Origin of the sequence: Micromonospora sp. ANENR4 (genome assembly GCF_015354395.1) — a bacterium.
GTDB lineage: Bacteria > Actinomycetota > Actinomycetes > Mycobacteriales > Micromonosporaceae > Micromonospora > Micromonospora aurantiaca.
Genome location: NZ_JADKYQ010000009.1, coordinates 47,420 through 70,076 on the forward strand (window position 1 = coordinate 47,420; position 22,657 = coordinate 70,076).

The 22,657-nt window shown below is 71.4% G+C and carries 21 protein-coding genes; 6 read left to right on the top strand and 15 right to left on the bottom strand.

The window, feature by feature from the left end; all coding sequences use genetic code 11:
- Window positions 1-136 precede the first annotated feature (136 nt).
- A complete protein-coding gene (purH, locus tag IRY44_RS17015; protein WP_194801345.1) occupies window positions 137-1,711 on the bottom strand; it encodes a bifunctional phosphoribosylaminoimidazolecarboxamide formyltransferase/IMP cyclohydrolase in 1,575 nt (524 codons plus the stop codon).
- Window positions 1,708-2,328 (bottom strand): phosphoribosylglycinamide formyltransferase, encoded by a 621-nt coding sequence (gene purN / locus IRY44_RS17020; RefSeq protein WP_194801346.1) that lies wholly within the window; start codon window positions 2,326-2,328, stop codon window positions 1,708-1,710. The genes purH and purN overlap by 4 nt, the downstream gene beginning before the upstream one ends.
- 179 nt (window positions 2,329-2,507) lie before the next feature.
- On the opposite strand from purN, the gene IRY44_RS17025 reads away from it, so the two are divergent.
- On the top strand, window positions 2,508-2,801 hold the full coding sequence (locus tag IRY44_RS17025; protein ID WP_194801347.1) for a CD225/dispanin family protein: 294 nt from the start codon (window positions 2,508-2,510) through the stop codon (window positions 2,799-2,801).
- A gap of 35 nt (window positions 2,802-2,836) precedes the next feature.
- Window positions 2,837-3,409: a DUF4190 domain-containing protein gene (locus IRY44_RS17030; RefSeq protein ID WP_194801348.1), complete on the top strand. Its 573-nt coding sequence runs from the start codon at window positions 2,837-2,839 to the stop codon at window positions 3,407-3,409.
- Window positions 3,410-3,496: 87 nt separating this feature from the next.
- On the opposite strand, the gene IRY44_RS17035 is transcribed toward IRY44_RS17030, so the two are convergent.
- Window positions 3,497-4,783, bottom strand: a complete 1,287-nt coding sequence (locus tag IRY44_RS17035; RefSeq protein ID WP_194801349.1) for a DUF6350 family protein — start codon at window positions 4,781-4,783, stop codon at window positions 3,497-3,499.
- 159 nt (window positions 4,784-4,942) lie between these two features.
- On the opposite strand from IRY44_RS17035, the gene IRY44_RS17040 reads away from it, so the two are divergent.
- Window positions 4,943-5,212, top strand: coding sequence for a DUF4190 domain-containing protein (locus IRY44_RS17040; RefSeq protein WP_135241993.1), 270 nt, complete (start codon window positions 4,943-4,945; stop codon window positions 5,210-5,212).
- Window positions 5,213-5,268: 56 nt separating this feature from the next.
- Here IRY44_RS17040 and sucD read toward each other — a convergent pair whose 3' ends face one another.
- From sucD to IRY44_RS17055, 3 genes are all read right to left on the bottom strand, one after another.
- The gene (gene sucD, locus IRY44_RS17045) at window positions 5,269-6,156 is read right to left on the bottom strand and encodes a succinate--CoA ligase subunit alpha (RefSeq protein WP_194801350.1); all 888 of its coding nucleotides are present in this window, start codon (window positions 6,154-6,156) and stop codon (window positions 5,269-5,271) included.
- A gap of 2 nt (window positions 6,157-6,158) precedes the next feature.
- A complete protein-coding gene (gene sucC, locus IRY44_RS17050; protein WP_013288514.1) occupies window positions 6,159-7,337 on the bottom strand; it encodes an ADP-forming succinate--CoA ligase subunit beta in 1,179 nt (392 codons plus the stop codon).
- Window positions 7,338-7,790: 453 nt separating this feature from the next.
- A complete protein-coding gene (locus IRY44_RS17055) occupies window positions 7,791-8,195 on the bottom strand; it encodes a cobalamin B12-binding domain-containing protein (RefSeq protein ID WP_013288515.1) in 405 nt (134 codons plus the stop codon).
- Between the two features lie 402 nt (window positions 8,196-8,597).
- On the opposite strand from IRY44_RS17055, the gene IRY44_RS17060 reads away from it, so the two are divergent.
- Window positions 8,598-9,308: a M23 family metallopeptidase gene (locus tag IRY44_RS17060; RefSeq protein ID WP_194801351.1), complete on the top strand. Its 711-nt coding sequence runs from the start codon at window positions 8,598-8,600 to the stop codon at window positions 9,306-9,308.
- A gap of 251 nt (window positions 9,309-9,559) precedes the next feature.
- Window positions 9,560-10,333 carry a M23 family metallopeptidase gene (locus IRY44_RS17065; protein ID WP_194801352.1) on the top strand — a complete coding sequence of 258 codons (774 nt, stop codon included), beginning with the start codon at window positions 9,560-9,562 and terminating at the stop codon, window positions 10,331-10,333.
- Window positions 10,334-10,391: 58 nt separating this feature from the next.
- On the opposite strand, the gene IRY44_RS17070 is transcribed toward IRY44_RS17065, so the two are convergent.
- The 3 genes from IRY44_RS17070 to pcrA form a co-directional block, all read right to left on the bottom strand.
- The gene (locus tag IRY44_RS17070) at window positions 10,392-11,831 is read right to left on the bottom strand and encodes a hypothetical protein (RefSeq protein WP_194801353.1); all 1,440 of its coding nucleotides are present in this window, start codon (window positions 11,829-11,831) and stop codon (window positions 10,392-10,394) included.
- On the bottom strand, window positions 11,828-12,358 hold the full coding sequence (locus IRY44_RS17075; RefSeq protein ID WP_269697639.1) for a SigE family RNA polymerase sigma factor: 531 nt from the start codon (window positions 12,356-12,358) through the stop codon (window positions 11,828-11,830). The genes IRY44_RS17070 and IRY44_RS17075 overlap by 4 nt, the downstream gene beginning before the upstream one ends.
- 105 nt (window positions 12,359-12,463) lie before the next feature.
- Complete coding sequence (pcrA, locus tag IRY44_RS17080) at window positions 12,464-14,857, bottom strand: DNA helicase PcrA (protein ID WP_194801355.1); 2,394 nt, start codon at window positions 14,855-14,857, stop codon at window positions 12,464-12,466.
- Window positions 14,858-15,134: 277 nt separating this feature from the next.
- Here pcrA and IRY44_RS17085 point away from each other — a divergent pair, with 277 nt between their 5' ends.
- Complete coding sequence (locus IRY44_RS17085) at window positions 15,135-15,482, top strand: chorismate mutase (protein ID WP_194801356.1); 348 nt, start codon at window positions 15,135-15,137, stop codon at window positions 15,480-15,482.
- 73 nt (window positions 15,483-15,555) lie between these two features.
- Here the strand turns inward: IRY44_RS17085 and IRY44_RS17090 are convergent, their stop codons facing one another.
- The 6 genes from IRY44_RS17090 to IRY44_RS17115 all read right to left on the bottom strand — a co-directional run bounded on the left by IRY44_RS17090 (window position 15,556) and on the right by IRY44_RS17115 (window position 22,656).
- Window positions 15,556-16,572 (bottom strand): ABC transporter ATP-binding protein, encoded by a 1,017-nt coding sequence (locus tag IRY44_RS17090; RefSeq protein ID WP_194801357.1) that lies wholly within the window; start codon window positions 16,570-16,572, stop codon window positions 15,556-15,558.
- The gene (locus tag IRY44_RS17095; protein ID WP_194801533.1) at window positions 16,565-17,593 is read right to left on the bottom strand and encodes an ABC transporter ATP-binding protein; all 1,029 of its coding nucleotides are present in this window, start codon (window positions 17,591-17,593) and stop codon (window positions 16,565-16,567) included. Before IRY44_RS17095 ends, IRY44_RS17090 begins: the two co-directional genes overlap by 8 nt.
- A 25-nt stretch (window positions 17,594-17,618) precedes the next feature.
- Window positions 17,619-18,602, bottom strand: a complete 984-nt coding sequence (locus IRY44_RS17100) for an ABC transporter permease (RefSeq protein WP_194801358.1) — start codon at window positions 18,600-18,602, stop codon at window positions 17,619-17,621.
- A gap of 75 nt (window positions 18,603-18,677) precedes the next feature.
- The gene (locus IRY44_RS17105) at window positions 18,678-19,604 is read right to left on the bottom strand and encodes an ABC transporter permease (protein ID WP_194801359.1); all 927 of its coding nucleotides are present in this window, start codon (window positions 19,602-19,604) and stop codon (window positions 18,678-18,680) included.
- Between the two features lie 146 nt (window positions 19,605-19,750).
- Window positions 19,751-21,394 (bottom strand): ABC transporter substrate-binding protein, encoded by a 1,644-nt coding sequence (locus IRY44_RS17110; RefSeq protein ID WP_194801360.1) that lies wholly within the window; start codon window positions 21,392-21,394, stop codon window positions 19,751-19,753.
- Between the two features lie 584 nt (window positions 21,395-21,978).
- Complete coding sequence (locus IRY44_RS17115; protein WP_194801361.1) at window positions 21,979-22,656, bottom strand: response regulator transcription factor; 678 nt, start codon at window positions 22,654-22,656, stop codon at window positions 21,979-21,981.
- Window position 22,657 lies beyond the last annotated feature (1 nt).

Here is a 22,657-nt window from a genome sequence, read left to right on the forward strand (position 1 = left end):
CTCACAGACAGCGGAGACGCTCGATCGTCGCCGCGCACACGCTAGCAACCGCCTCCCGCGGCGGGCAACGGCCCGGCGTCCGGGTGCGCCAGTCGTGTGGACGACTGACACACCCGGACGGTCACGGCCGGACTCGTCAGTGGAAGAAGTGCCGGGTGCCGGTGAGGTACATGGTCACGCCGGCCGCCTTGCAGGCCGCGATGGTCTCCTCGTCCCGGATCGAGCCGCCCGGCTGCACGATCGCCCGGACCCCGGCGTCGATGAGGATCTGCGGGCCGTCGGCGAACGGGAAGAACGCGTCCGAGGCGCAGACCGAGCCGCGGGCCCGCTCGTCACCGGCCCGGCTGACCGCCAGCCGCGCCGAGTCCACCCGGTTCACCTGTCCCATGCCGACACCGACGGTGGCACCCTCGCGGGCCAGCAGGATCGCGTTGCTCTTGACCGCGCGGACCGCCCGCCAGGCGAACGCAAGGTCGCGCAGCGTCGCCTCGTCGGCCGGGTCGCCGGTCGCGAGCGTCCAGCCGGACGGGTCGTCGCCCGGCGCGTCGACGGCGTCCCGCGTCTGCACCAGCACGCCGCCGCTGACCTGCCGCCACTCGGCGGGTCGTACGGCGAACTCGGGCGCCCGCAGCAGGCGGAGGTTCTTCTTGGCCCGCAGCAGCTCCAGCGCGTCCTCGTCGAAGCCGGGCGCCACCAGCACCTCGGTGAAGATCTCCGCGACCTGGCCGGCCATCGCCGCGTCGACCGGCCGGTTCACCGCGATCACGCCGCCGAACGCGGAGACCGGGTCGCAGGCGTGCGCCTTGCGGTGCGCCTCGGCCACGTCGGCGCCGACGGCGATGCCGCACGGGTTGGCGTGCTTGATGATCGCCACCGCCGGCTGGTCCGGGAAGTCGTTGGCGGCACGCCAGGCGGCGTCCGCGTCGACGTAGTTGTTGTAGGACATCTCCTTGCCGTGCAGCTGCTCGGCCTGGGCCAGCCCGGCCGGCGCGCCCGGATCGGTGTAGAGCGCCGCCGCCTGGTGCGGGTTCTCGCCGTACCGCAGCACCGCCTGGCGGCGCAGCGCCAGCCCGGCGAACTCCGGCCAGCCGTCCTCGGCCGGCGACACGGTGGTGGCGAACCAGTCGGCCACCGCGACGTCGTAGTCGGCGATGTCGGCGAACGCGCGGGCCGCCAGCGCCCGGCGCCGGGCCGGCGTGAAGCCGCCCTCGGCGAGCGCCGCCACCACCGCCGGGTACGCGGCCGGGTCGGTCACCACCGCCACCGAGGCGTGGTTCTTCGCCGCGGCCCGCACCATCGCCGGGCCGCCGATGTCGATCTGCTCGACGCACTCGTCGGTGCCGGCGCCGGAGGCGACGGTGGCCTGGAACGGGTACAGGTTGGAGACCAGCAGGTCGATGCCGGCGATGCCGTGCTCGTCGAGCTGGGCGGCGTGCGCGTCCTTGCGCAGGTCGGCGAGGAGGCCGCCGTGGATCTTCGGGTGCAGCGTCTTGACCCGCCCGTCGAGGATCTCCGGGAAGCCGGTGACCTGCTCGACCGGCGTCACCGGCACCCCGGCGCCGGCGATCGTCGACGCGGTGCTCCCGGTCGACACGATCTCCACGCCGGCCTCGTGCAGGGCGCGGGCCAGCTCGGCGAGGCCGGTCTTGTCGTAGACGCTGACCAGCGCGCGCCGGATCGGGCGGCGGCCGGCGTCCTCAGTGGCGTTCACGGGATGGTGACCTTTCTGCCGGTGATCGTCCAACCTTCACGGACCAGGCGGCCGACCTGCTCGACGAGCTGGCGCCGCTCGGCGGACTTGATGCGCTCGGTGAGCGTGTCCTCGTCGTCGTCGTCCTGCACCGGCACGGCGACCTGGGCCACGATCGGGCCGGTGTCCATGCCCGCGTCGACGAAGAACAGGGTGGCCCCGGTGACCTTCACGCCGTACGCCAGCGCGTCGCGGGGGCCGTGGATGCCGGGGAACGCCGGCAGCAGCGTGTTGTGCGTGTTGAGATAGCGGTCGCCGAACGCGGCCAGGAACTCCGGGCCGACCAGCTTGAGGAACCCGGCGCTGATGACCAGGTCGGGCCGGTGCTCGGCGACCTGCGCGGTGAGCGCCTTGTCCCAGTCGGCGCGGGTGGGGTGGTCCTTGACCCGCTCGACGAAGGACGGCACGCCCGCGGCGGCGGCCCGGTCCAGGCCGGCGATCCCGTCCCGGTCGGCGCCGACCGCGACCACCCGGGCGCCGTACCCGGGGTCGGCGGTGGCGTCCAGCAGCGCCTGGAGGTTGCTGCCGGAACCGGAGACGAGGACGACGAGGCGGGCGACGGACGCGGGCTCGGTCACCGGGCAACCCTATCGGGCAGGTCAGGCGGCCCGGCCGCGGGGCGGCGGCTCATCGGTTGACCTCCCGGGTGGCGTGATCGCGGTACGCTGCCGGTCGCCCGGTGTCCGGCCTCGCGCCCGGCCCGCACCCCCACGAAGAATCCGGCACGCCGCGTGCCGTCGGACCGAGGAGTACCTCCATGCAGCCCGGATACCCCCCGCAGCAGCCGCAGCAGATCGACAACAACATGACGATGTCCATCGTCGCGATCTTCCTGTTCTGGCCGCTCGCGATCCCGGCCATCATCAACGCGTCGAAGGTCAACCCGCTGATCCAGCAGGGTGACTACGCCGGCGCGCAGGCCGCCGCGGCCGAGTCCAAGAAGTGGTCCAAGTGGGCCCTCATCGTCGGCCTGGTCTGGATCGGCCTCATCGTGGTGTGTTGCCTCTTCGGCGGCCTGGCTGGTCTCGTCGGCGGCAGCAGCACAAACTGACGGACAACCCGAACCGATCTGAGGAGCACCCAGACATGCAGCCCGGTTACCCCGGACAGGACCCGTACGGCCAGCAGCCGAACCAGGACCCGAACGCTCAGCCGCACGACCCGTACGCCCAGCCGCCGCAGGCCCCGCAGTACGGCCAGCAGCCCCAGTACGGGCAGCAGCCGCAGTACGGGCAGCAGCCGCAGTACGGCCAGCAGCCCACCTCGGGCCAGCCGTACGGCCAGCCCACCTCGGGTCAGCCCGCCTACGGCCAGGACCCGTACGCGCAGCAGCAGCCGTACGGTGCCGCGCCGCAGTACCCGGGTGCCGGCTACCCGGCCGGGGCGGGCCAGGCCCCGAACAACACGCTGGGCCTCGTGTCCATGATCCTCGGTATCGCCTCGATCCCGATGGTCTGCTGCTTCTACCTCGGCATCCCGCTGGGTATCGCGGCGGCGGTCACCGGCTACCTGGGCCGCCAGAAGGCCGCGCAGGGGCTCGCCAACAACGACGGTCAGGCCAAGACCGGTCTGATCTGCGGCGCGATCGGCGCCGGCCTGGGCATCATCCTGATCATCCTGGGCATCGTCGCAAACGTCAGCCTGCCCGCCCAGCCCTGATCGTCAGTCGTCCAGGGGCGTCCACCTTCCGGTGGGCGCCCCTGACGCGTCTCCGGGCCCCGGAGGCGGCGCGTCAGCGGGTGCGGGTCAACGGGTGCGGGTCAGCGTGCGGGTGGCGGCGGCGCCGAGTACCGCGCCCACCCCGATCACGAGCGTGGCCACCGCGGCCACCGCCCACGGTGACGGCCCGACCTCGGCCAACCGGCCACCGCCGAGCGACCCGCCGGAGGCCGCCGCGAACAGCCCCAGCAGCGCGCCCGCGACCGGTCCGGCGAGCGCGGCCGGCAGCAGCAGCGCCGGCCAGCCCACCTCGGCCCGTTCCTCGGCCGCCGCGCGCAGCAGCCGCCGGGCCAGCAGCCAGCCGGCCGCCATCGCGGCCAGCACCGGCACTGCGAGCAGCGCGCCACCCAGCCCGTCCATCGGGCCCCGCGGCAGGCCGGCCAGCAGCGGTACGGCCGGCAGCGCACCCACGGAGACCTCGCTCGTACGGACGGCGGTGTCGGTGCCGACCGCGAACCCGGGACCGAGCAGATAGCTCGCCGACCAGGCGGTCGCGTTCGGCGCGTAGGCGAGGCTGACCAGGGTGATGCCTGCCTGACCGGCCACCCCGGTCCGGTACGCCCCGATCATGTCGGCCGCGTCGCCGCCACCGGTGGCCACCGCCAGCCCGGCCGCACCGGCACCCGCGCCGCACAGCAGCAGCGCCGCCACCAGTCCGGTACGCAGACCGTCGCGCACCGGCGGTGGGCAGCGCTCGACCAGCACCGCCCAGACACCTGTGGTGCGCAGCGCGCCGACCAGGGCGGCGGACACGCCGAACGCGGCGAACGTGAGCGCGGCGGTGACCGGAGAGACCCGCAGGCCGCCGGCGTCGACGGCGAACGCGGCGAGTGCGCCGAGCAGCGCGTACGCGATGCCGACGGCGACCGCGACGGTGAGCGCCTGGCGCGGTGAGCCCGCGCCGCGCGCGCCGACGGCCCGGCTGACGTGCACCCCGGCGCGGGTGAGCCGCCAGACGGCGAGCGCGCTGAGCGCGAGCGGCGCCAGGCCGAGCGGACCGGCGGTGGTCTGCAGCGGCACCCCGTGGCCGAGCAGCCAGCCGGCCAGGCCGGCGCGGAGCGCGCCGCCGAGCGATCCGGCGTCCTCGCTGAGCTGGGCGAGGCCCAGCACGGCGGAGACCGGCAGCCAGGAGGTCAGCGCCGCCCAGAGCGCGGCCACCCCGGCGGCGACCGGCAGCGGGGCCCGGCTGCGGGGCTCGGTACCCGATCGGGGCGCGGGCACGCGCGCGGCCGGGCGGGCACGGCCGGGCGGCCGGGCGCCGGCGGGGGGACCGGTGGCCGGACGGCGGGGCTGGTCAGGGGTGACGCGTGACATCGTGTCTACTCTGGCACGCCGCGGGAAGGACGGCAGTCCGATACCGGGCCGGTTGCCTGGCGAGTTCGCCGAACCCCGGCCCCGGCGGCGCTGATCCGGTCTAGCCTCGGCCTCAGACGCGACCGTTCCCGTCGCGGTGCCGACCGCTCGGAGGAAGCCGTGCACGCTCCGTATCCGCCGCCCCCGCCGCCACCGGCCGTCGGCCGGGACCGGACCACGCTCTGGGGCGTCCTCGGCATCGTCTTCGGCCTGTTCTGCTGCGGCATCCTGGGCATCGTCTTCGGCGCGCTGTCGATCCGCGACGCCCGGCGCAACGGCAGGTCGCAGTTGCTGGGCTGGCTGGGCATCGCCTTCGGTGTGATCAACATCGTCGCCAGCGCCATCGTGCGCGCCCGGGGCAACTCGTACTACCCGTACTGGTACCGCTGAACGCGAGAGGGCCGACCGGTTGCCCGATCGGCCCTCTCGGCGTGTCGCTCGGCCGCTCAGCGGCCGGACATGAGCTCCCGCATCAGGTTGGCGGTCTCGGTCGGGGTCTTGCCGACCTTGACGCCCACCGCCTCCAGCGCCGCCTTCTTGGCGTCGGCGGTGCCCGCCGAGCCCGAGATGATCGCGCCGGCGTGACCCATGGTCTTGCCGGGCGGGGCGGTGAAGCCGGCGATGTAGCCGACCACCGGCTTGGTGACGTTGGCCTTGATGAACTCGGCCGCCCGCTCCTCGGCGTCGCCACCGATCTCACCGATCATGACGATCGCGTCGGTCTCCGGGTCCGCCTCGAAGGCGGCCAGGGCGTCGATGTGGGTGGTGCCGATGATCGGGTCACCGCCGATGCCGACGCAGGTGGAGAAGCCGATGTCGCGCAGCTCGTACATCATCTGGTAGGTCAGCGTGCCGCTCTTGCTGACCAGACCGATCCGGCCGGAGCCGGTGATGTCGGCCGGGATGATGCCGGCGTTCGACGCGCCCGGCGAGGCGATGCCCGGGCAGTTCGGGCCGATGATCCGGGTGCGCTCGCCCTTGGCCTTGTTGTACGCCCAGAACGCGGCGGTGTCGTGCACCGGCACGCCCTCGGTGATCACCACGGCCAGGTCGATGCCGGCGTCGATCGCCTCGACCACGGCGGCCTTGGTGAACTGCGGCGGCACGAAGATGACGGTGACGTCGGCACCGGTGGACTTCATCGCGTCCGCGACGGACGCGAAGACCGGCAGCTCGGTGCCGTCGAAGTCGACAGTGGTGCCGGCCTTGCGCGGGTTCACGCCGCCGACCACGTTGGTGCCGGCGGCGAGCATCCGCCGGGTGTGCTTGGAACCCTCGGAACCGGTCATCCCCTGCACGATGACCTTGGAGTCCTTGGTCAGCCAGATAGCCATTGTCAGACCCCCGCAGCTGCCAGCTCGGCGGCCCGCTCGGCCGCGCCGTCCATGGTGTCGACCCGCTGGATCAGCGGGTTGGCCGCGCCGTCGAGGATCGCCCGGCCGGCCTCGGCGTTGTTGCCGTCGAGGCGCACGACGAGCGGCTTGGTGGCCTTCTCGCCGCGCTGCTCCAGCAGTGCCAGCGCCTGCACGATGCCGTTGGCTACCGCGTCGCAGGCGGTGATGCCGCCGAAGACGTTTACGAAGACGCTCTTGACCGACGGGTCGGACAGGACGATCTCCAGCCCGTTCGCCATCACCTCGGCGCTCGCGCCGCCGCCGATGTCGAGGAAGTTGGCCGGCTTGACACCGCCGTGCCGCTCGCCCGCGTACGCGACCACGTCGAGCGTGGACATGACCAGGCCCGCGCCGTTGCCGATGATGCCGACCTCGCCGTCGAGCTTGACGTAGTTGAGGTCCTTGGCCTTCGCGGCCTGCTCCAGCGGGTCCACCGACGCCTGGTCGACCAGGGCCTCGTGGTCCGGGTGCCGGAACCCGGCGTTCTCGTCGAGGGTGACCTTGGCGTCCAGGAGCAGCAGCTTGCCGTCCTTGGTGGTGGCCAGCGGGTTCACCTCGACGAGCGTGGCGTCCTCGGCCACGAACGCCTGCCACAGCTTGACCGCGACCTCGACCACCTGGTCGGCGATCTCGGCCGGGAAGCCGGCCGCGGTGACGATCTCGCGTGCCTTGGCCTCGTCCACGCCGGTGTTGGCGTCGATCGGCGCCTTCACGACCCGCTCCGGGGTCTCGGCCGCGACCTGCTCGATGTCCATACCGCCGGCCACGCTGGCGATGCAGAGGAAGGTGCGGTTCGCCCGGTCGAGCAGGTACGAGAAGTAGTACTCCTCGGCCACGTCCGCGGTCACGGTGATCATGACCTTGTGGACGGTGTGACCCTTGATGTCCATGCCGAGGATGTCGGTGGCCCGGGCCACCGTCTCCTCCGCGCCCTCGGCCAGCTTCACGCCGCCGGCCTTGCCGCGGCCACCGACCTTCACCTGCGCCTTGACGACCACCCGGCCGCCGAGGCGTTCGGCGATCGCGCGGGCCTCCTCCGGGGTAGTGGCGACGCCGCCGGCGAGCACGGGCAAGCCGTGCCGCTCGAACAGGTCCCGCCCCTGGTACTCGTACAGGTCCACGATTGCGCGTCCCGTCCCGTCTCCGCGGCGCGCCGTCGCGCCGCCACCAGCTTCGGAAAATCAGTTTGACGCCTGTCATCAGATGAGACAGGCCATTTGCCGCAGCCTAACGAGATGGGAACGGGCGGCAACCGAGCGGGTGCGGGGTGTGCGGTAATGCACAGGCCGTCGTCCGGCCGGGCCGGGCACGGCCGCCCCGGCGGGCGCGGGCGTCAGCCGTCCGGGGGATCTCCGGACCGGGGCGTAACCGCCCGTCGGGGGCGTCGTTGAGTGTGATGTCGGCGCGCTGGTCAAGCGCGGCGACGGGAGCGGCCGATGCCCTGTCGGTCGAGGGGTGGCGGCGGGGCATCGTGCATAGAGGGGCCGGGCGTGTGAGGGGTGCGTCCGGCCCCTCCCCCGTGCCCGGAGCCGGGAACGCGGCGGCCGGACAGCGACGGCCGACGACGCGGCGGGTCAGCCGACCGGCTGGGCGACGTTCTCCCGTACCCACTCGACGATCGACCCGGTGGTGGCACCCGGGGTGAAGATCTTCGCGACGCCGAGCCGCTCCAGCTCCGGGATGTCGGCCTCGGGGATGATGCCGCCGCCGAACACCACGATGTCGGTGGCGTCGCGCTCGGTGAGCAGTTCGACGACGCGCTTGAACAGCGTCATGTGCGCGCCGGAGAGCACCGACAGGCCGACCGCGTCCGCGTCCTCCTGGATGGCGGTCTCGACGATCTGCTCGGGCGTCTGGTGCAGGCCGGTGTAGATGACCTCCATGCCGGCGTCACGCAGGGCACGGGCGACCACCTTCGCTCCCCGGTCGTGGCCGTCCAGGCCGGGCTTCGCGACGACGACCCGGATACGAGAGCTCATCTGCGCACACCTTTCACCGGCACTCCTGACCTGAACGAACGGTAACCCGGCCGGACGGGAGGCGGGAAGCGGGGCCGGACCTTCCCACATACGAGCCGCCCCCCTACCGCCCACCCGGGTACGCGGAAAGCCGGACACCTCCGCCGTTCGGTCACTGTCCGCGACGAATGGGCAGTCGACGGGCCATCCGACTGGCGGCACGAGATATGACAAGGCCGGATGGAATTGGACATAACGAATCGGCATTTCGGCGCTTCGGCTTGTGACAGGAGTGGCTGTTGGCTAACGTGTCCACGGTTGTCATCAGGTCCACGGACGGGTGACGACGCGACACCGGAGGTTCGACAGAGCTTCACCGAACGGTCCGGAGTCGCATCGGATCCCCGACAACGGAGGGTGTGCGTGCGCCAGCGCCTGTCGTCTGAGCCCGATCGCTATCGCGGCCGCCGCCGCGTACCCACCCCCCCGCGGAGCCGCTACGCCGCGGTGGTCACCACCGCGTTCGTCGGCGCCGGCATCGTCGCCATCGGCGCGAACGCCCTTCCCGACGCCAAGAGCGTCAACCCGTCGGTCCTGGACGAGCTCCGGCAAGCCTCGGTCGCCAGCCAGGACGCCGCCGCCCGCGCCGACAGCGCGGACGTCCCCTCCCGTTCCGACCGCTCCGACCGCAAGGCCGCCGAGCAGGACCCGTGGCTCCTGCCGCTGCACGGCTACGACTTCAAGTCCCCCTACGGCATGCGCTGGGGCAAGCTGCACACCGGCATCGACCTGGTCGCCCCGGAGGGCACGCCCTACAAGGCGGTCCACGCCGGCACCGTCACCAAGGCCGGCTGGTTCGGCGGCTACGGCTACGCCGTCATCGTCCAGCACTCCGACGGCAGCGAGGCCATCTACGGCCACTCCTCCGCGGTGACGGTCAAGGAGGGCCAGGAGGTGAAGGCTGGCGACCAGCTCGGCCTGGTCGGCAACACCGGCCACTCCTACGGCTCCCACCTGCACCTCGAGATCCATGTCAAGGGCCAGCCGCAGGACCCGGTGGCGTTCCTCAAGGATCGCGGAGTGGACATTCAGCTCGAAGTCGAGGCGGTTTACAGCGACGCAGCCGCATCCTGACGCTCCGTAACGCCTCTTAACCGCCCGGACCGCACGGTCCGGGCGGTTTCGTCTGTGCCGATGTCTGCCACGTCACACCGACGAGTGTGAGCGGGAGCACAACCACCGAAGATCGTCTCTTCGGCCGAACCGGCCGGCCGGTGGAAAACCGGACGTGCCGCGACGGCCACGCGCCACCGCCTCCGCACCCCCATACCCGCTGCGACCTGCACCGACACCAGTATTTCGAGGTCACGTGCCCCTCGAAACCGATGAAGGATTCCGTGCAGCACAGCAGCCCCACCCCGGACAACGCTCCCGCCCGGCACCGGCGCCCGCGCCGAGCCCGGCGCGCCGTCTACGTGGTCACCGGCGCGGTGGCAGTGCTCGGCCTCGGCATCGGTGGCGTGGTCGTCACCACCGCCCCGTCCGACCCCACCCCGGCCGCCGTCGACCTCGGCGTGGCGGCCCGCGCCGACGACGCCGCCCGCGCCGACCGCTCGGCCCGTGAGCCGGTCACCCCGTCCGCCGTACCGGCCAGCCCGTCGCCGAGCCCGAGCGCGAGCACGACCACCCCGGCGCCGAAGAAGACGGCGACCGCGAAGCCCCAGCCGAAGCCCAAGAAGACGACTGTGGCGAAGAAGCCCAGCTGGGTCGTCCCGATGAAGGGCGCCGACATCACGTCCTGCTACGGGCCCCGCTGGGGCACCCAGCACGCCGGCATCGACTTCGCCATGCCGGCCGGCACGCCGATCCGCGCCGCCGCGGCGGGCACCGTGGTCAAGGCCGGTGACGTGGGCGACGGCTACGGCATCTCGGTCTTCATCGACCACCACAACGGCTACCTGACCCACTACGCCCACCAGAGCCGGCTCGCAGTCGCCGTGGGCGACACGGTCAAGGCCGGTCAGGTCATCGGGTACGAGGGCTCCACCGGCGACTCCACCGGCCCGCACCTGCACTTCGAGGTGCACCAGGGCACGATGTGGAACCAGATCGATCCGGCGCCGTTCCTGCGTGCCCGGGGCATCGACGTGGCCTGCTGACGCGGGCGATCCGTCGGCGTGGCCGAGCCGTCTCCGGCTCGGCCACGCCTCCATTTCGTCAGGGGGTCACCCGGGTGGCCGGGCTGTCGCCGGGCAGGCCCGACATGTCCGCCTCGACCGGCGGCACCGGAGTGGCGCCGAGGACGCTGCCGTCGGTGGCGTACGCGGTGAGCGTGGCCGGCTGGTCCGGCGGCACCCGGGTGGTGCCGGCGTTCGACGCGTCGAGCGTGACGGTGGCCGGGGGTTCACCGCCGACCGTGACCGTGACGCGGGCCGCGTCCGGCGGGGCGATCACCCGCACCTGGTCGGTGGGCGGACGGGTGCCGTCGTCGGCCCGGATCCGCCAGCCGATCGGCCTCCGGTCGGCGCCCTCGGCCGGCAGCAGCAGCCGCAGGTCGGTCCCCCAGCCGGTGCGGTGGTCGCCGTGCGTGGCGTACGCGATCACCCCGCCGCCCGCGGGCTGCACGGTGAGCAGCACGGCGGGCCGGCCGCCCTCGCTGCCCGACCAGCGCACCCGTACCGTCGTCCCGGCCGCCGGCAGGCGACTGTCGAGGAGTGCCCATCCGACGACTTCGCGCAGGTCGGCGTCGGCCAGCGGCGCGCCTCGGGCACCCCGCCGGGCAGCGGTGAGCAGGACGTCCATCTCCCGCGCGGTCGGGTCGATCCCGGCGTACGGGCCGCCGCCCAGGCCGCCCTGGAAGAGCACGTTGTTGTCGCGGCTCACCCGGACGACGGGTTCGCGCCGCAGCGGCCCGGGAGGCAGGACGGCGAACCCGACCCCGCTGCCGTCCGCCCTGGCGATGTCCTCGTACTCCAGCGTTCCCCTCGGCGTGTACCGAGGGTCGCCACTGATCGTGACAGCGGACTCCACGGGCCCGACGACGACAGCGAATCCGCCCCCGTCCGGACCGGCCTGCATCAGAGTCATGACCGGGTCGTCGACGCCCTCGCTGTGACCGGCGTAGCGCATCTGCCCGGCGCCGGCCCCGGCCGGGCCCACGTACCAGACCAGCGCCGCCTTGGTGAGCAGGCCGAACCGCAGCGGCACCGCCACCAGCGCGACCCGGCGGCCCGGCCGGTCACTGCCGTAGAGCAGACGGATCCGGTCGCGATCGCCGACCTTCCAGAAGCCGTCCGGCTTCGAGCCACCCAGTACGGTGGGGGTGCCCATCGCCGGATCGGCGCTGATCCGCTCCCGTAGCGCGTCCAGCCAGGCCCGATCGCCGGCCAGCGCGCCCCGGGGCGGCGCGTCCAGCAGCGCCGCCGGGGCGGCGGCGACAGCGATGCCGGGCGCCCAGCCCGGGAGGGGCACCAGGTTCGCCTGGACCCCGACGAGCGCGGCCACGACCGCCGCCACCGCCGCCCGGATCAGCCGGTTGCGCCGGTGCCGTCGCTCGCGCCTGGCGAACCCCGGCCACGGATCATCGGGTACGCCGACACCGTGCGCGGCCTGCCGCAGCGCGGGACCGAGCGTCGAACGGACGAAGCTCTCGGTCATGCCGGATCCTCCTGAAGCCGTACCGGGGACGCGGGGGCGGGTGCGGCGAACTCGGCCCGCAGCCGGGCCAGCCCGCGCGACGCCTGGCTCTTCACCGAGCCGACGGAGCAGCCGAGGACCCGGGCGGTGTCCGCCTCGCTGAGATCCTCGAAGTAGCGCAGCACCAGAACGGCCTGGGTTCTGGGCGGTAACCGGCGCAGCGCGGTGAGCAGCAGTCGCCGCTGCTCCACCTGCGCGTACGCGTCAGGCACCGGCGCGTTGTCGGAGGTCAGCAGCGGCACCTCCAGCGGCCGCCGCCGGCGCCGCCAGGAGATGGCCGTGTTGACCATCGCCCGGCGTACGTAGACCTCGGGCGCGTCCCGGCGCAGCACCCTCCCCCAGCGCCGATGGGTCTTCTCCAGCGCCGACTGCACCAGGTCCTCGGCCGTCCCCCGGTCGCCGGTCAGCAGGTAGGCCGTGCGGAGCAGCCTTGCCCACTGTCGTTGGACGAACAGCCGGAACTGCTCGTCGTCCTCGTCGCGGCTCACGCCACCTCCAGGTCGCATCCGTCTCGCGTCCACGAGCGGATGCAGAGGAAGACGCGACCGGTGCCGCCGGGGGTTGAGTGTCGCCTGGTTATGACCGCCCGGCGCTCAGAGCTTGTCGATCGGGGCGTGCCGCAGCACCAGCCACATGGTCTGGTCGCCGAAGTCGATCTGGACCCGGGCACCAGGTCCGGCACCCTCCACCGCCAGCACCCGGCCCAGGCCGTACCGCTGGTGGTTGACCCGGTCCCCGGCCGAGACCTTCGGGGCCTGCTTCAGCTCGCTCGCGGTGGCCAGGCGGCTGGCGTCCACGCCCAGCCGCTTCGCCAGCTCGGTCGCCTTGGGCGTGCCGCCGGCGAAGCCGCCGCGGCCCAGCCGGTCCGCCCGGCCACCGACACCACCGCCCCCGCCACCCCACGAGGTGTACGACCCTTCGGTGCGCTCCCAGCGGACCAGCTCCGGCGGCAGCTCCTCCAGGAACCGCGACGGCGGGTTGTAGGCGGGCGCGCCCCAGGCGGACCGGGTCACCGCGCGGGACAGGTAGAGGCGCTGGCGGGCCCGGGTGATGCCCACGTACGCCAGCCGCCGCTCCTCCTCCAGCTCGCGGGTGTCGCCGAGCGAGCGCAGGTGCGGGAAGACGCCGTCCTCCAGGCCGGTCAGGAAGACCACCGGGAACTCCAGGCCCTTGGCGGTGTGCAGCGTCATCAGGGTGACCACGCCTTGGTGGTCCGGGTCGTCGGAGGGGATCTGGTCGGCGTCGGCGACCAGCGCCACCTGCTCCAGGAATCCGGCCAGCGTGGCCCGCTCGTCGTCGGCGCCGAGCGCCTCGATCCGCTCGGTGTACTCCCGGGCGACGCTCACCAGTTCCTGGAGGTTGTCCACCCGGCCGGCGTCCTGCGGGTCGAGGCTCTCCTCCAGCTCGGCGAGGTAGCCCGAGCGGGTCAGCACCGCCTCCAGCACCTCCTCCGGGGTGCCGGTGTCGGCCAGCTCCCGCGCCGCGTCGAGCAGCGCGACGAACTCGGCGATGCCGTTCGCCGCCCGGGTCGAGATGCCCGGCGCGTCCTTGGCCCGGCGCAGCGCGGCGCCGAAGGAGATGCGGTCCCGGGCACTCAGCGCCTCCACGCACGCCTCGGCCCGCTCGCCGATCCCCCGGCGCGGGGTGTTGAGGACCCGGCGCAGGCTCACCGTGTCGTCGTCGTTCACCACCGCGCGCAGGTACGCGAGCGCGTCGCGGACCTCCTTGCGCTCGTAGAAGCGCACCCCGCCGACCACCTTGTAGGGCAGGCCGACCCGGATGAACACCTCCTCGAACACGCGGGACATGGCGTTTGTGCGGTAGAACACCGCCACGTCACCCGGGCGGGTCTCGCCGTCGTCGACCAGCCGGTCGATCTCCCGGGCCACCCAGTCGGCCTCGGCGTGCTCGGTGTCGGCGACGTACCCGACGATCTGCTCGCCGGACCCGGCGTCGCTCCACAGCCGCTTCGGCTTGCGCGAGGTGTTGCGGTCGATCACCGCGTTTGCCGCGTTGAGGATGGTCTGGGTCGAGCGGTAGTTCTGCTCCAGCAGGATCGTGCGGGCGTCGGTGAAGTCCCGCTCGAACTCCAGGATGTTGCGGATGGTCGCGCCACGGAACGCGTAGATCGACTGGTCGGCGTCACCGACCACGCACAGCTCGGCCGGCGGGATCCCCTCGGTGCCGGAGACCAGCTCCTTGATCAGCACGTACTGGGCGTGGTTGGTGTCCTGGTATTCGTCGACGAGCACGTGCCGGAACCGGCGCCGGTAGCTCTCCGCCACGTGCGGGTGCGACTGGAGCAGGTGCACCGTCGTCATGATCAGGTCGTCGAAGTCCAGCGCGTGCGCCTCGCGCAGCCGCCGCTGGTAGAGCGTGTACGCCTCGGCCAGCGCGCGCTCGTTCGGCCCCTTGGCGCGGCCGGCGAACTCCTCCGGGTCGACCAGCTCGTTCTTCAGGTTCGACACCTGGGCGGCAAGGCCCCGGGCCGGGTAGCGCTTCGGGTCCAGGTCCAGCTCGCGGGCGACCATCTGCATCAACCGGCGCGAGTCGTCCGCGTCGTAGATCGAGAACGTCGACTTAAGGCCGGCGTGCTCGTGCTCGGCCCGCAGGATGCGTACGCAGGCGGAGTGGAACGTGGAGACCCACATGAGCCGGGCGCGCGGGCCGACCAGCGCGGCCACCCGCTCCTTCATCTCGCCGGCGGCCTTGTTGGTGAACGTGATCGCGATGATCTCGCCGGGGTGCACGTCGCGGGCGGCGAGCAGGTAGGCGATCCGGTTGGTCAGCACCCGGGTCTTGCCGGAGCCGGCACCGGCCACGATCAGCAGCGGGGAGCCGGCGTGGGTCACCGCGTCCCGCTGGGGGCCGTTCAGGCCGTCGAGGAGGGCCTGCGGGTCCGACCCGGCGCCCGCGGAGCGGCGGGCCGGGGTGGGCCGGGACTCCGGCGCGGGCGGGGATGTGGGAATGTCGAAGAGAGGATGCATCGCAGCCCGAGTCTATGCCGCCGGGCGGACACTTCCCCGCCCGCGCCACCGCTCGACGTCTCACCTGTTGGTGCGTCTTCTTGCGCGCCCGCCCAGGTGGTCGGCATACTCGACGACGTGTTCGATCAGCGCTCCTACTTTTACTACGGCACCGGGAGTCCGGCAGCCGTGGGTCGCGCCTGATCACAGACCTACGAACCGCCCCGGGCTCCCCAGAGCCCGGGGCGTTTTCGTTCCGGGATCCGGGTACCGGGCCCGAGCCCCGAGAGGGACGACGATGATGACTGACGTGGTGGACGGCAGCCTGGCGCGCGACGGCCGGCCGGCCGGCGGCGACCCGACCGGTGCCGCGGCGGCCCGGACCGGCACCGACGACGCGGCGGCGGCGGAGCGGATCGGTGAGATCCGGCGGCGCATCGACGAGATCGACCGCACCCTCATCGCGCTCTGGCAGGAGCGGGCCGCGCTCTCCCAGGAGGTCGGCGCGACCCGGATGGCCTCCGGCGGCACCCGGCTGGTGCTCTCCCGCGAGCGGGAGATCCTGGAACGGTTCCGCGCCGAGCTCGGCGCCGACGGCACGCAGCTCGCGCTCCTGCTGCTGCGCGCCGGTCGCGGCCCGCTGTGACGCGGTGACGTCCCCGGATACGACGAACCGCCTGCCGGCGTCGAGCTGACGCCGGCAGGCGGTCCGGAACGGATCAGGCCACCTCGTGGGTGACGACGATCTCCCGCTTCTCCGCGAAGTGGCAGGCGCTCGGGTGGTCCGAGCCCGACCGGATCTGGAGCAGCGGCACCTCCTGGGCGCAGACGTCCTGCGCCTTCCAGCACCGGGTGCGGAACCGGCAGCCCGAGGGCGGGCTTACCGGCGACGGCACGTCGCCCTGGAGCCGGATGATCGCCTTGCTCTCGCGCACGGTCGGGTCCGGCACCGGCACCGCCGACAGCAGCGCCTGGGTGTACGGGTGGGTCGGCCGCTCGTAGATCTCGTCCTCGGTGCCGATCTCCACCATCTTGCCCAGGTACATCACGGCGACCCGGTCGGAGAGGTGCCGCACCACGGACAGGTCGTGGGCGATGAAGACGTACGACAGCCCGAACTCGGCCTGGAGCTTCTCCAGCAGGTTCATCACCTGGGCCTGGATCGAGACGTCCAGGGCCGACACCGGCTCGTCGCAGACGATCACCTCGGGCCGCAGCGCCAGCGCCCGGGCGATGCCGATGCGCTGCCGCTGGCCGCCGGAGAACTGGTGCGGGTACCGGTTGATGTGCTCCGGGTTGAGGCCGACCAGGTCGAGCAGCTCCTTGACCTTGCCGCGCCGGCTGCCGCGCGGAGCCACCTCGGGGTGGATCTCGAACGGCTCGCCGATCAGGTCACCCACAGTCATCCGGGGGTTCAGCGAGGTGTACGGGTCCTGCATCACCAGCTGGATCTGCCGGCGCAGCCGCCGCAGCGCGCCACCGGAGAGCTTGGAGATGTCCTGGCCCTTGTAGAGCACCTGACCGGAGGTCGGCTTCTCCAGGTTCATCAGCACGCGGGCGAGCGTCGACTTGCCGCAGCCCGACTCGCCGACCACGCCGAGCGTCTCGCCGGCCTTGAGGTCGAAGGAGACGCCGTCGACCGCCTTGACCTGGCCGATGGTCTTCTTGAACACCACGCCCCGGGTCACGGGGTAGTGCTTGACCAGGTCGCGGACCTCGATGATGTGTTCAGTCACGGTTCACCAGTTCCTCGGCGAAGTGGCAGGCGCTGGCCCGGCCGTTGCCCAGTTGCAGCAGCGGCGGGACCTTCTCCCGGCACACCGGCTGCGCCATCGGGCAGCGCGGGTTGAACGCGCAGCCCGTCGGGATGTTCATCAGGTTCGGCGGGAGGCCCTTGATGGTGCGGAGCTCCTGCCCCTTCTCGTCCATCCGCGGGATCGAGTTGAGCAGGCCGAGCGTGTACGGGTGTCCCGGCTTGCGGTACAGGTCGTAGACGTCGGCTTCCTCGACGATCCGGCCGGCGTACATGACCGCGATCCGGTCCGCGACGTCGGCGACCACGCCGAGGTCGTGGGTGATCAGGATCATGCCCATCTGCCGTTCCCGCTGGAGTTCGCCCAGCAGGTCCATGATCTGGGCCTGCACCGTCACGTCCAGCGCGGTGGTCGGCTCGTCGGCGATCAGCACCTCGGGGTCAAGCGCCAGCGACATGGCGATCATGGCGCGCTGCCGCATACCGCCGGAGAACTGGTGCGGGTAGTTGCTGAACCGGCCCTTGGCGTTGGGGATCTTCACCTGGTCGAGCATCTCGATCGCGCGCTTCTTGGCGTCCGAGCGGCTCATGCCGCGCCGGATGCGGAACTGCTCGGCGATCTGGAAGCCGACAGTGAAAACCGGGTTGAGGGCCGAGAGCGAGTCCTGGAAGATCATGGCGATGCCCTCGCCACGGATCCGCCGCCGCTGCTCGGGGGACATGGTGAGCATGTCCTTGCCGTGGAAGCGGACCTTGCCGCCGGTGACGAAGCCGGGCGGGGTGTCCAGGATGCCCATGATGGTCTGCGCGGTGACGCTCTTGCCGGAGCCGGACTCGCCGAGCACGGCGAGGGTCTCCCCCGCGTCGACGTGGTACGTGACTCCGTTGATGACCTTGGCGACGCCGTCCCGGGTGCGGAACTCCACCCGAAGGTCGTCGACCTCGAGCAGGCGGCCCGAGGGGCGGCCGGATCCGTCGGCGCCCGGCGAGGACTGCTCGGACACGAGAATGTCGGACAACTCAGTTCCCCTATCGGAGCTTCGGGTCGAGGGCCTCGCGGACCGCCTCGCCGAGCATGACGAAGCTCAGCACTGCGGTGACGAGGAACGCGGAGGGGAAGAACAGCAGGAACGGCGAGACCCGGATGTAGTTCTGCGCCTCGCTGATCATGATGCCCCAGGAGACCACCGGGCTCTTCAGGCCGATGCCCAGGAACGAGAGCGTGGCCTCGGCGCCGATGAACGAGCCGACCATGATCGTGCCGTAGACCAGCAGCGGGGCCAGGCAGTTCGGCAGCAGGTGCTTGAGGATGATCCGGCCGGTGCCGGCGCCGAGCGCGCGGGCCGCGACGATGTAGTCGGCCTCCTTGGTGGCGAGCACCGAGGAGCGCATCAGCCGCATCACGACCGGCCAGCTCAGCACGCTCAGGGACAGGATGACCAGGCCCATGATCGTCCACTCGCCGTTGTCGCTGCCGGACCCGTTGAACGTGGTCAGGATGACGATCGATCCGAGCACGAACGGCAGGCCGAAGAAGATGTCCGCCACGCGGGACAGCAGCGCGTCCACCCAGCCGCCGCGGTAGCCGGCGATGATGCCCATCGCGCCACCGACGAAAAGCGTCAGGACGGTGGAGACCACCGCGACCACGATCGAGGCACGGGCGCCGTAGATGACCCGGGCGTAGACGTCACGGCCCTGCACGTCGTAACCGAACCAGGCGGAGGACGAGGGCTCGACCCGGCTGCGCTCCAGCGTGCCGTTCACGGCGTCGCCGGAGGTGAACAGGAACGGGAAGGCCGCCATCACGAGGAACAGCACGATGAAGGTCGCCGAGATCCAGAACAGCGGCTTGCGGCGCAGGTCGATCCAGGCGTCGCCGAGCAGGCCACGGGGCTTCTGCTGCTTCGCGCTCTCCGGCAGGCCGGCGTTTGTGGGAGCGCCCGAACCGGCCTCGGTGGGCATGGTCGCGGGCGGCGTCGACACGATCGACGCGGTACTCGGGTCACTCATGCCCGCACCTCGCTGCGCTCGGCGCGGGCGTGGTTGCCCGCGCAGACTGCTGGGAAGAATCGTTCGCTGCGACGGTCACTCATAGCGGATCCTCGGGTCGAGGGCGGCGTAGAGCAGGTCGACCACCAGGTTCATGATGAGATAGACGAGCACCAGCACCACCACGATGCCGACAACGGTAGCGCTCTCCTTCGTCACGATCGAGCGGAGCACCTGGCGGCCGATGCCGTTGATACCGAAGATGCCCTCCGTCACGATCGCGCCGCCCATCAGGGCGCCGAGGTCGGTGCCGAGCAGGGTGACGACCGGGATGAGCGAGTTGCGCAGCAGGTGCACGCCGACCACGCGGCGCATGGGCAGGCCCTTGGCGATCGCGGTACGCACGTAGTCGGCACGCCGGTTCTCGGCGATGCTCGTACGCGCCACCCGGGCGATGTACGCCATCGATGCGCTTCCGAGCACGAAGCCCGGCACGATCAGTTCACTGAACCGCATCTCGTTGGACACGGTCGGGTTGATGATGCCCCACTTCACACCGAGCAGCCACTGCAGCACGAAGCCGATGACGAAGACGGGCAGGGCGATCAGGAAGAGGGTGGAGACCAGGACCAGGTTGTCCAGGAAGCCGTTGCGCCGCAGGCCGGTGAGAATGCCCGCGCCGAGACCGATCACGGCCTCGATGGCGAGGGCTACCACCGCCAGCTTCAGGGTGTTCGGGTACGACGTGGCGATGATGTCGCTGATCTCGCGACCGCCGAACGTGATCCCGAAGTCCCCCTGCACGAGGTTCTTCATGTAGCTCGCGTACTGCACCCAGATCGACTCGTCGAGGTTGTACTTCTCGGTCATCATGGCCCGGTAGTTGGGCGGGCAACCGCGGTCGCCGCACTTACCGGCGAAGGGGTCACCGGGCACGGACCAGACGAGCCAGTAGATCAGGAACGTCGTACCGATGAACACCGGCACGAGTTGCAGCAGCCGTCTCAAGAGATAACGGCCCATGGGGTGGTCCTCCAGACAGGGAGCGCCGGGGCGGGCCGGCGCGGCGGCGACAACGTTGCGAGGGGTTCGTTGTACACCCCCTCGCGGAACGGCCCCGGGTCGGGCTCACCGGTAGGCGAGCCCGACCCGGGGTCAGACCGTTCGGATCAGAGCTCGACCGAGGTGATGTCGAGCTCACCGACGTTGGACAGCTCCAGCTTCTTGATCTTCTCCGAGTGGCCGGACTGCTGGCCACCGAAGTAGATCGGCATGGAGGGGACGTCCTGGTCGATCAGCTTGACGGCCTCAGCGAACTTCTTGTGGGCCTCCTCGAGGCTGGGGGCCGCGGAGGCCTCCTTGGCGAGGGCGTCCACCTGCGGGTTGCTGTACTTGCCGTCGTTCGAGGAACCACCGGTGACGTAGAGCGGGTTGATCCAGTTCTCGACGTCCGGGTAGTCCTGCTGCCAACCGGCCCGGTAGGCACCGGTCATCTTGTAGGCGTTGATGTTGGCGCGGAAGACCGCGAAGGTCGGCACGCCGACGGCAACCGCGTCGATGTTCAGGTTGGTCTTGATCTGCTGCGCGACGGCCTCCATCCACTCCTTGTGGCTGGCGTCCGCGTTGTACGACAGGGTCAGCTTGCCCTGGAAGCCACCGGCCTCCTGGAGGAGCTGCTTGGCCTGGGCCACGTCGAACTTGCAGGCGGTGCAGTTGCCCGGCTCGGCGCCCGGGGTCAGCGGGTTGGCCCAGCTGTCGGCCGGCTTGCGGTTACCGAAGAAGATCTTGTCGGTGATCGACTGCCGGTCGATGGACAGCGAGATCGCCTTGCGCAGCTTCGGGTTCTGGAAGCGCTTGTCGTAGATCGGGAAGGCGATGATGCCGGTCGACGGGGTGGTCGAGGCCATGGCCCGGTCGCCCAGGTCGGTCTTCCACTTCTCACCGGCCAGCGCGGAGACCGGAACCTGCTGCTGGAAGTCCAGGTTGCCGGCGAGCAGGTCGTTGTACGCCGCCGTGTCGTCCTGGTAGATCTTGACGGTGACGTCCTTGATCTTCATCTTGTCGCGCAGGCTGTAGTCGTCGAAGCGGGTCAGCTTGATCTCGACGTCGTCCTGCCAGGAGACGAGGCTCACCGGGCCGTTACCGATCGGCTTCTTGCCGAAGTCGGCCGGGGTGGACGAGAAGAACGCGTCCGGCAGCGGCATGAAGGCGCTGTAGCCCAGCTTGGTCGGGAACACGGCGGTCGGCGCGGAGAGCGTGACCTCGAAGTTCCAGTCGTCGACGACCTTCAGGCCGGACATCTCCTTGGCCTTCGGCTCCGGGGCCTTCTGCGGGCCGTCCGGGCCGTCCGGGTCCTCGGTGAAGACCTCGTCGAAGCCCTGGATGTCGGAGAAGAAGGAGGCGTTCTGCGCGCCGTTCGGGCCGTACGCAGCCCAGTTCCAGGCCTTGACGAAGCTCTCGGCCTTGACGGTGGTGCCGTCGTGGAACTTGGTGTTCTGCTTGATCTTGATCTTGAAGACCTTCGAGTCGCTCGTGTCGATCGACTCGGCGAGCAGGTTCTGCGGCGCCCCACCGTTGTTGGGGTACTCGACCAGGCCGCTCCACAGCCAGTCGACGACCTTGCCGCCACCGGTCTCGGTGGTGTTCGCCGGAACCAGGGGGTTCTCCGGCTGGGTGCCGTCGATGACGATCGCGCCGTCCTTGCTGGCGCCGGCGTCGCCACCGTCGTTGTTCCCGCTGGAGCAGCCGGACGCGACGAGCGCGAATGCCGCGCCCACCGCGAGCGCGCCGCTCGCCCGCTTCGAGACTCTCATTCCGAGGGGCCTCCTCTTTCTAACCTGGTTCCGTCGTGAGTTTCACGCACGTCTTTGGGGGTGACACCACCGGCGACCCGAACCGCAGGACACCGGTTTACCGCAGAGGAATTCGGGACACCCCAGGGGTACCGATCCGCCGGGCGCCACACCCTGGACGAGGCACCGCGCAGGGTCGGCGGCCACGCAGCGGCGCGAAAGACGGCGTCACGTGGTCGACGGGCCCGACGAGGTGCCTCACACCGGGGGGTGAGGTGCTGCCACTGTGACACCAACCGGCCCTTTCCGTGAAGGTGCCGTTATCAAGCCGTTAGTTGGTCGCCACGTTGCCGATACTTGAGAAAAGATCACAAAGCGCACGGACGATAGGGCCCTGAACAGGCAAGACGGGCATAGAAGGGTCGACAAGCATCCCTGCGCCAGGGAGGTTGTGACGTTCACCGCGCCGGTCTCGGCGCCTCCCACGGGCAGGCGACTGTCGCGTTTTCTGTCCGTCCGGATGATGCCACGCCGACTGAGCGGGCGACAGCGTCACCCAGGGGTACGAGGCCGCCGAGGCCCCGCCCCCGGCGGACGCGGGATTCCTAGACCAGCCGGCGGTCGGCGGCCCAGCGGGACAGCTCGTACCGGTTCGACATCTGGAGCTTGCGCAACACGTTGGAGACGTGCGTCTCGACCGTCTTGATCGAGATGTACAGCTCCTTGGCGATCTCCTTGTACGCGTAGCCCCGGGCGAGCAGCCGCAGCACCTCGCGCTCGCGGTTGGTGAGCTGGTCCAGCTCGGGATCGGCCACCGGCGCGTCCGGCCGGGAGGCGAACGCGTCGAGCACGAACCCGGCCAGCCGCGGGCTGAACACGGCGTCGCCGTCGGCCACCCGCCGGATCGCGTCGGTCAGCTCCTCCGGCGAGATCGTCTTCGTGACGTACCCCCGCGCGCCGGCGCGGATCAGGCCGATCACGTCCTCGGCGGCGTCGGAGACGCTCAGCGCCAGGAACCGCACCAGCGGGTGGGTACGCCGCATCGCCTCCAGCACCGCGCGGCCGCCGCCGTCGGGCATGTGCACGTCGAGCAGCACCACGTCCGGCGCGGTGGCCGCGATCCGGGTCACCGCCTCGGCCACCGAGCTGGCCTCGCCGACCACCTCCACCCGCGCCCCCAGCTCGGCGCGGACGCCGGCCCGGAACATCGCGTGGTCGTCGACGAGGAACACCCGCAGCGGCCCGCGCGGAGCCGTACCCTCGACCGGTTCCTGCTCGGACATG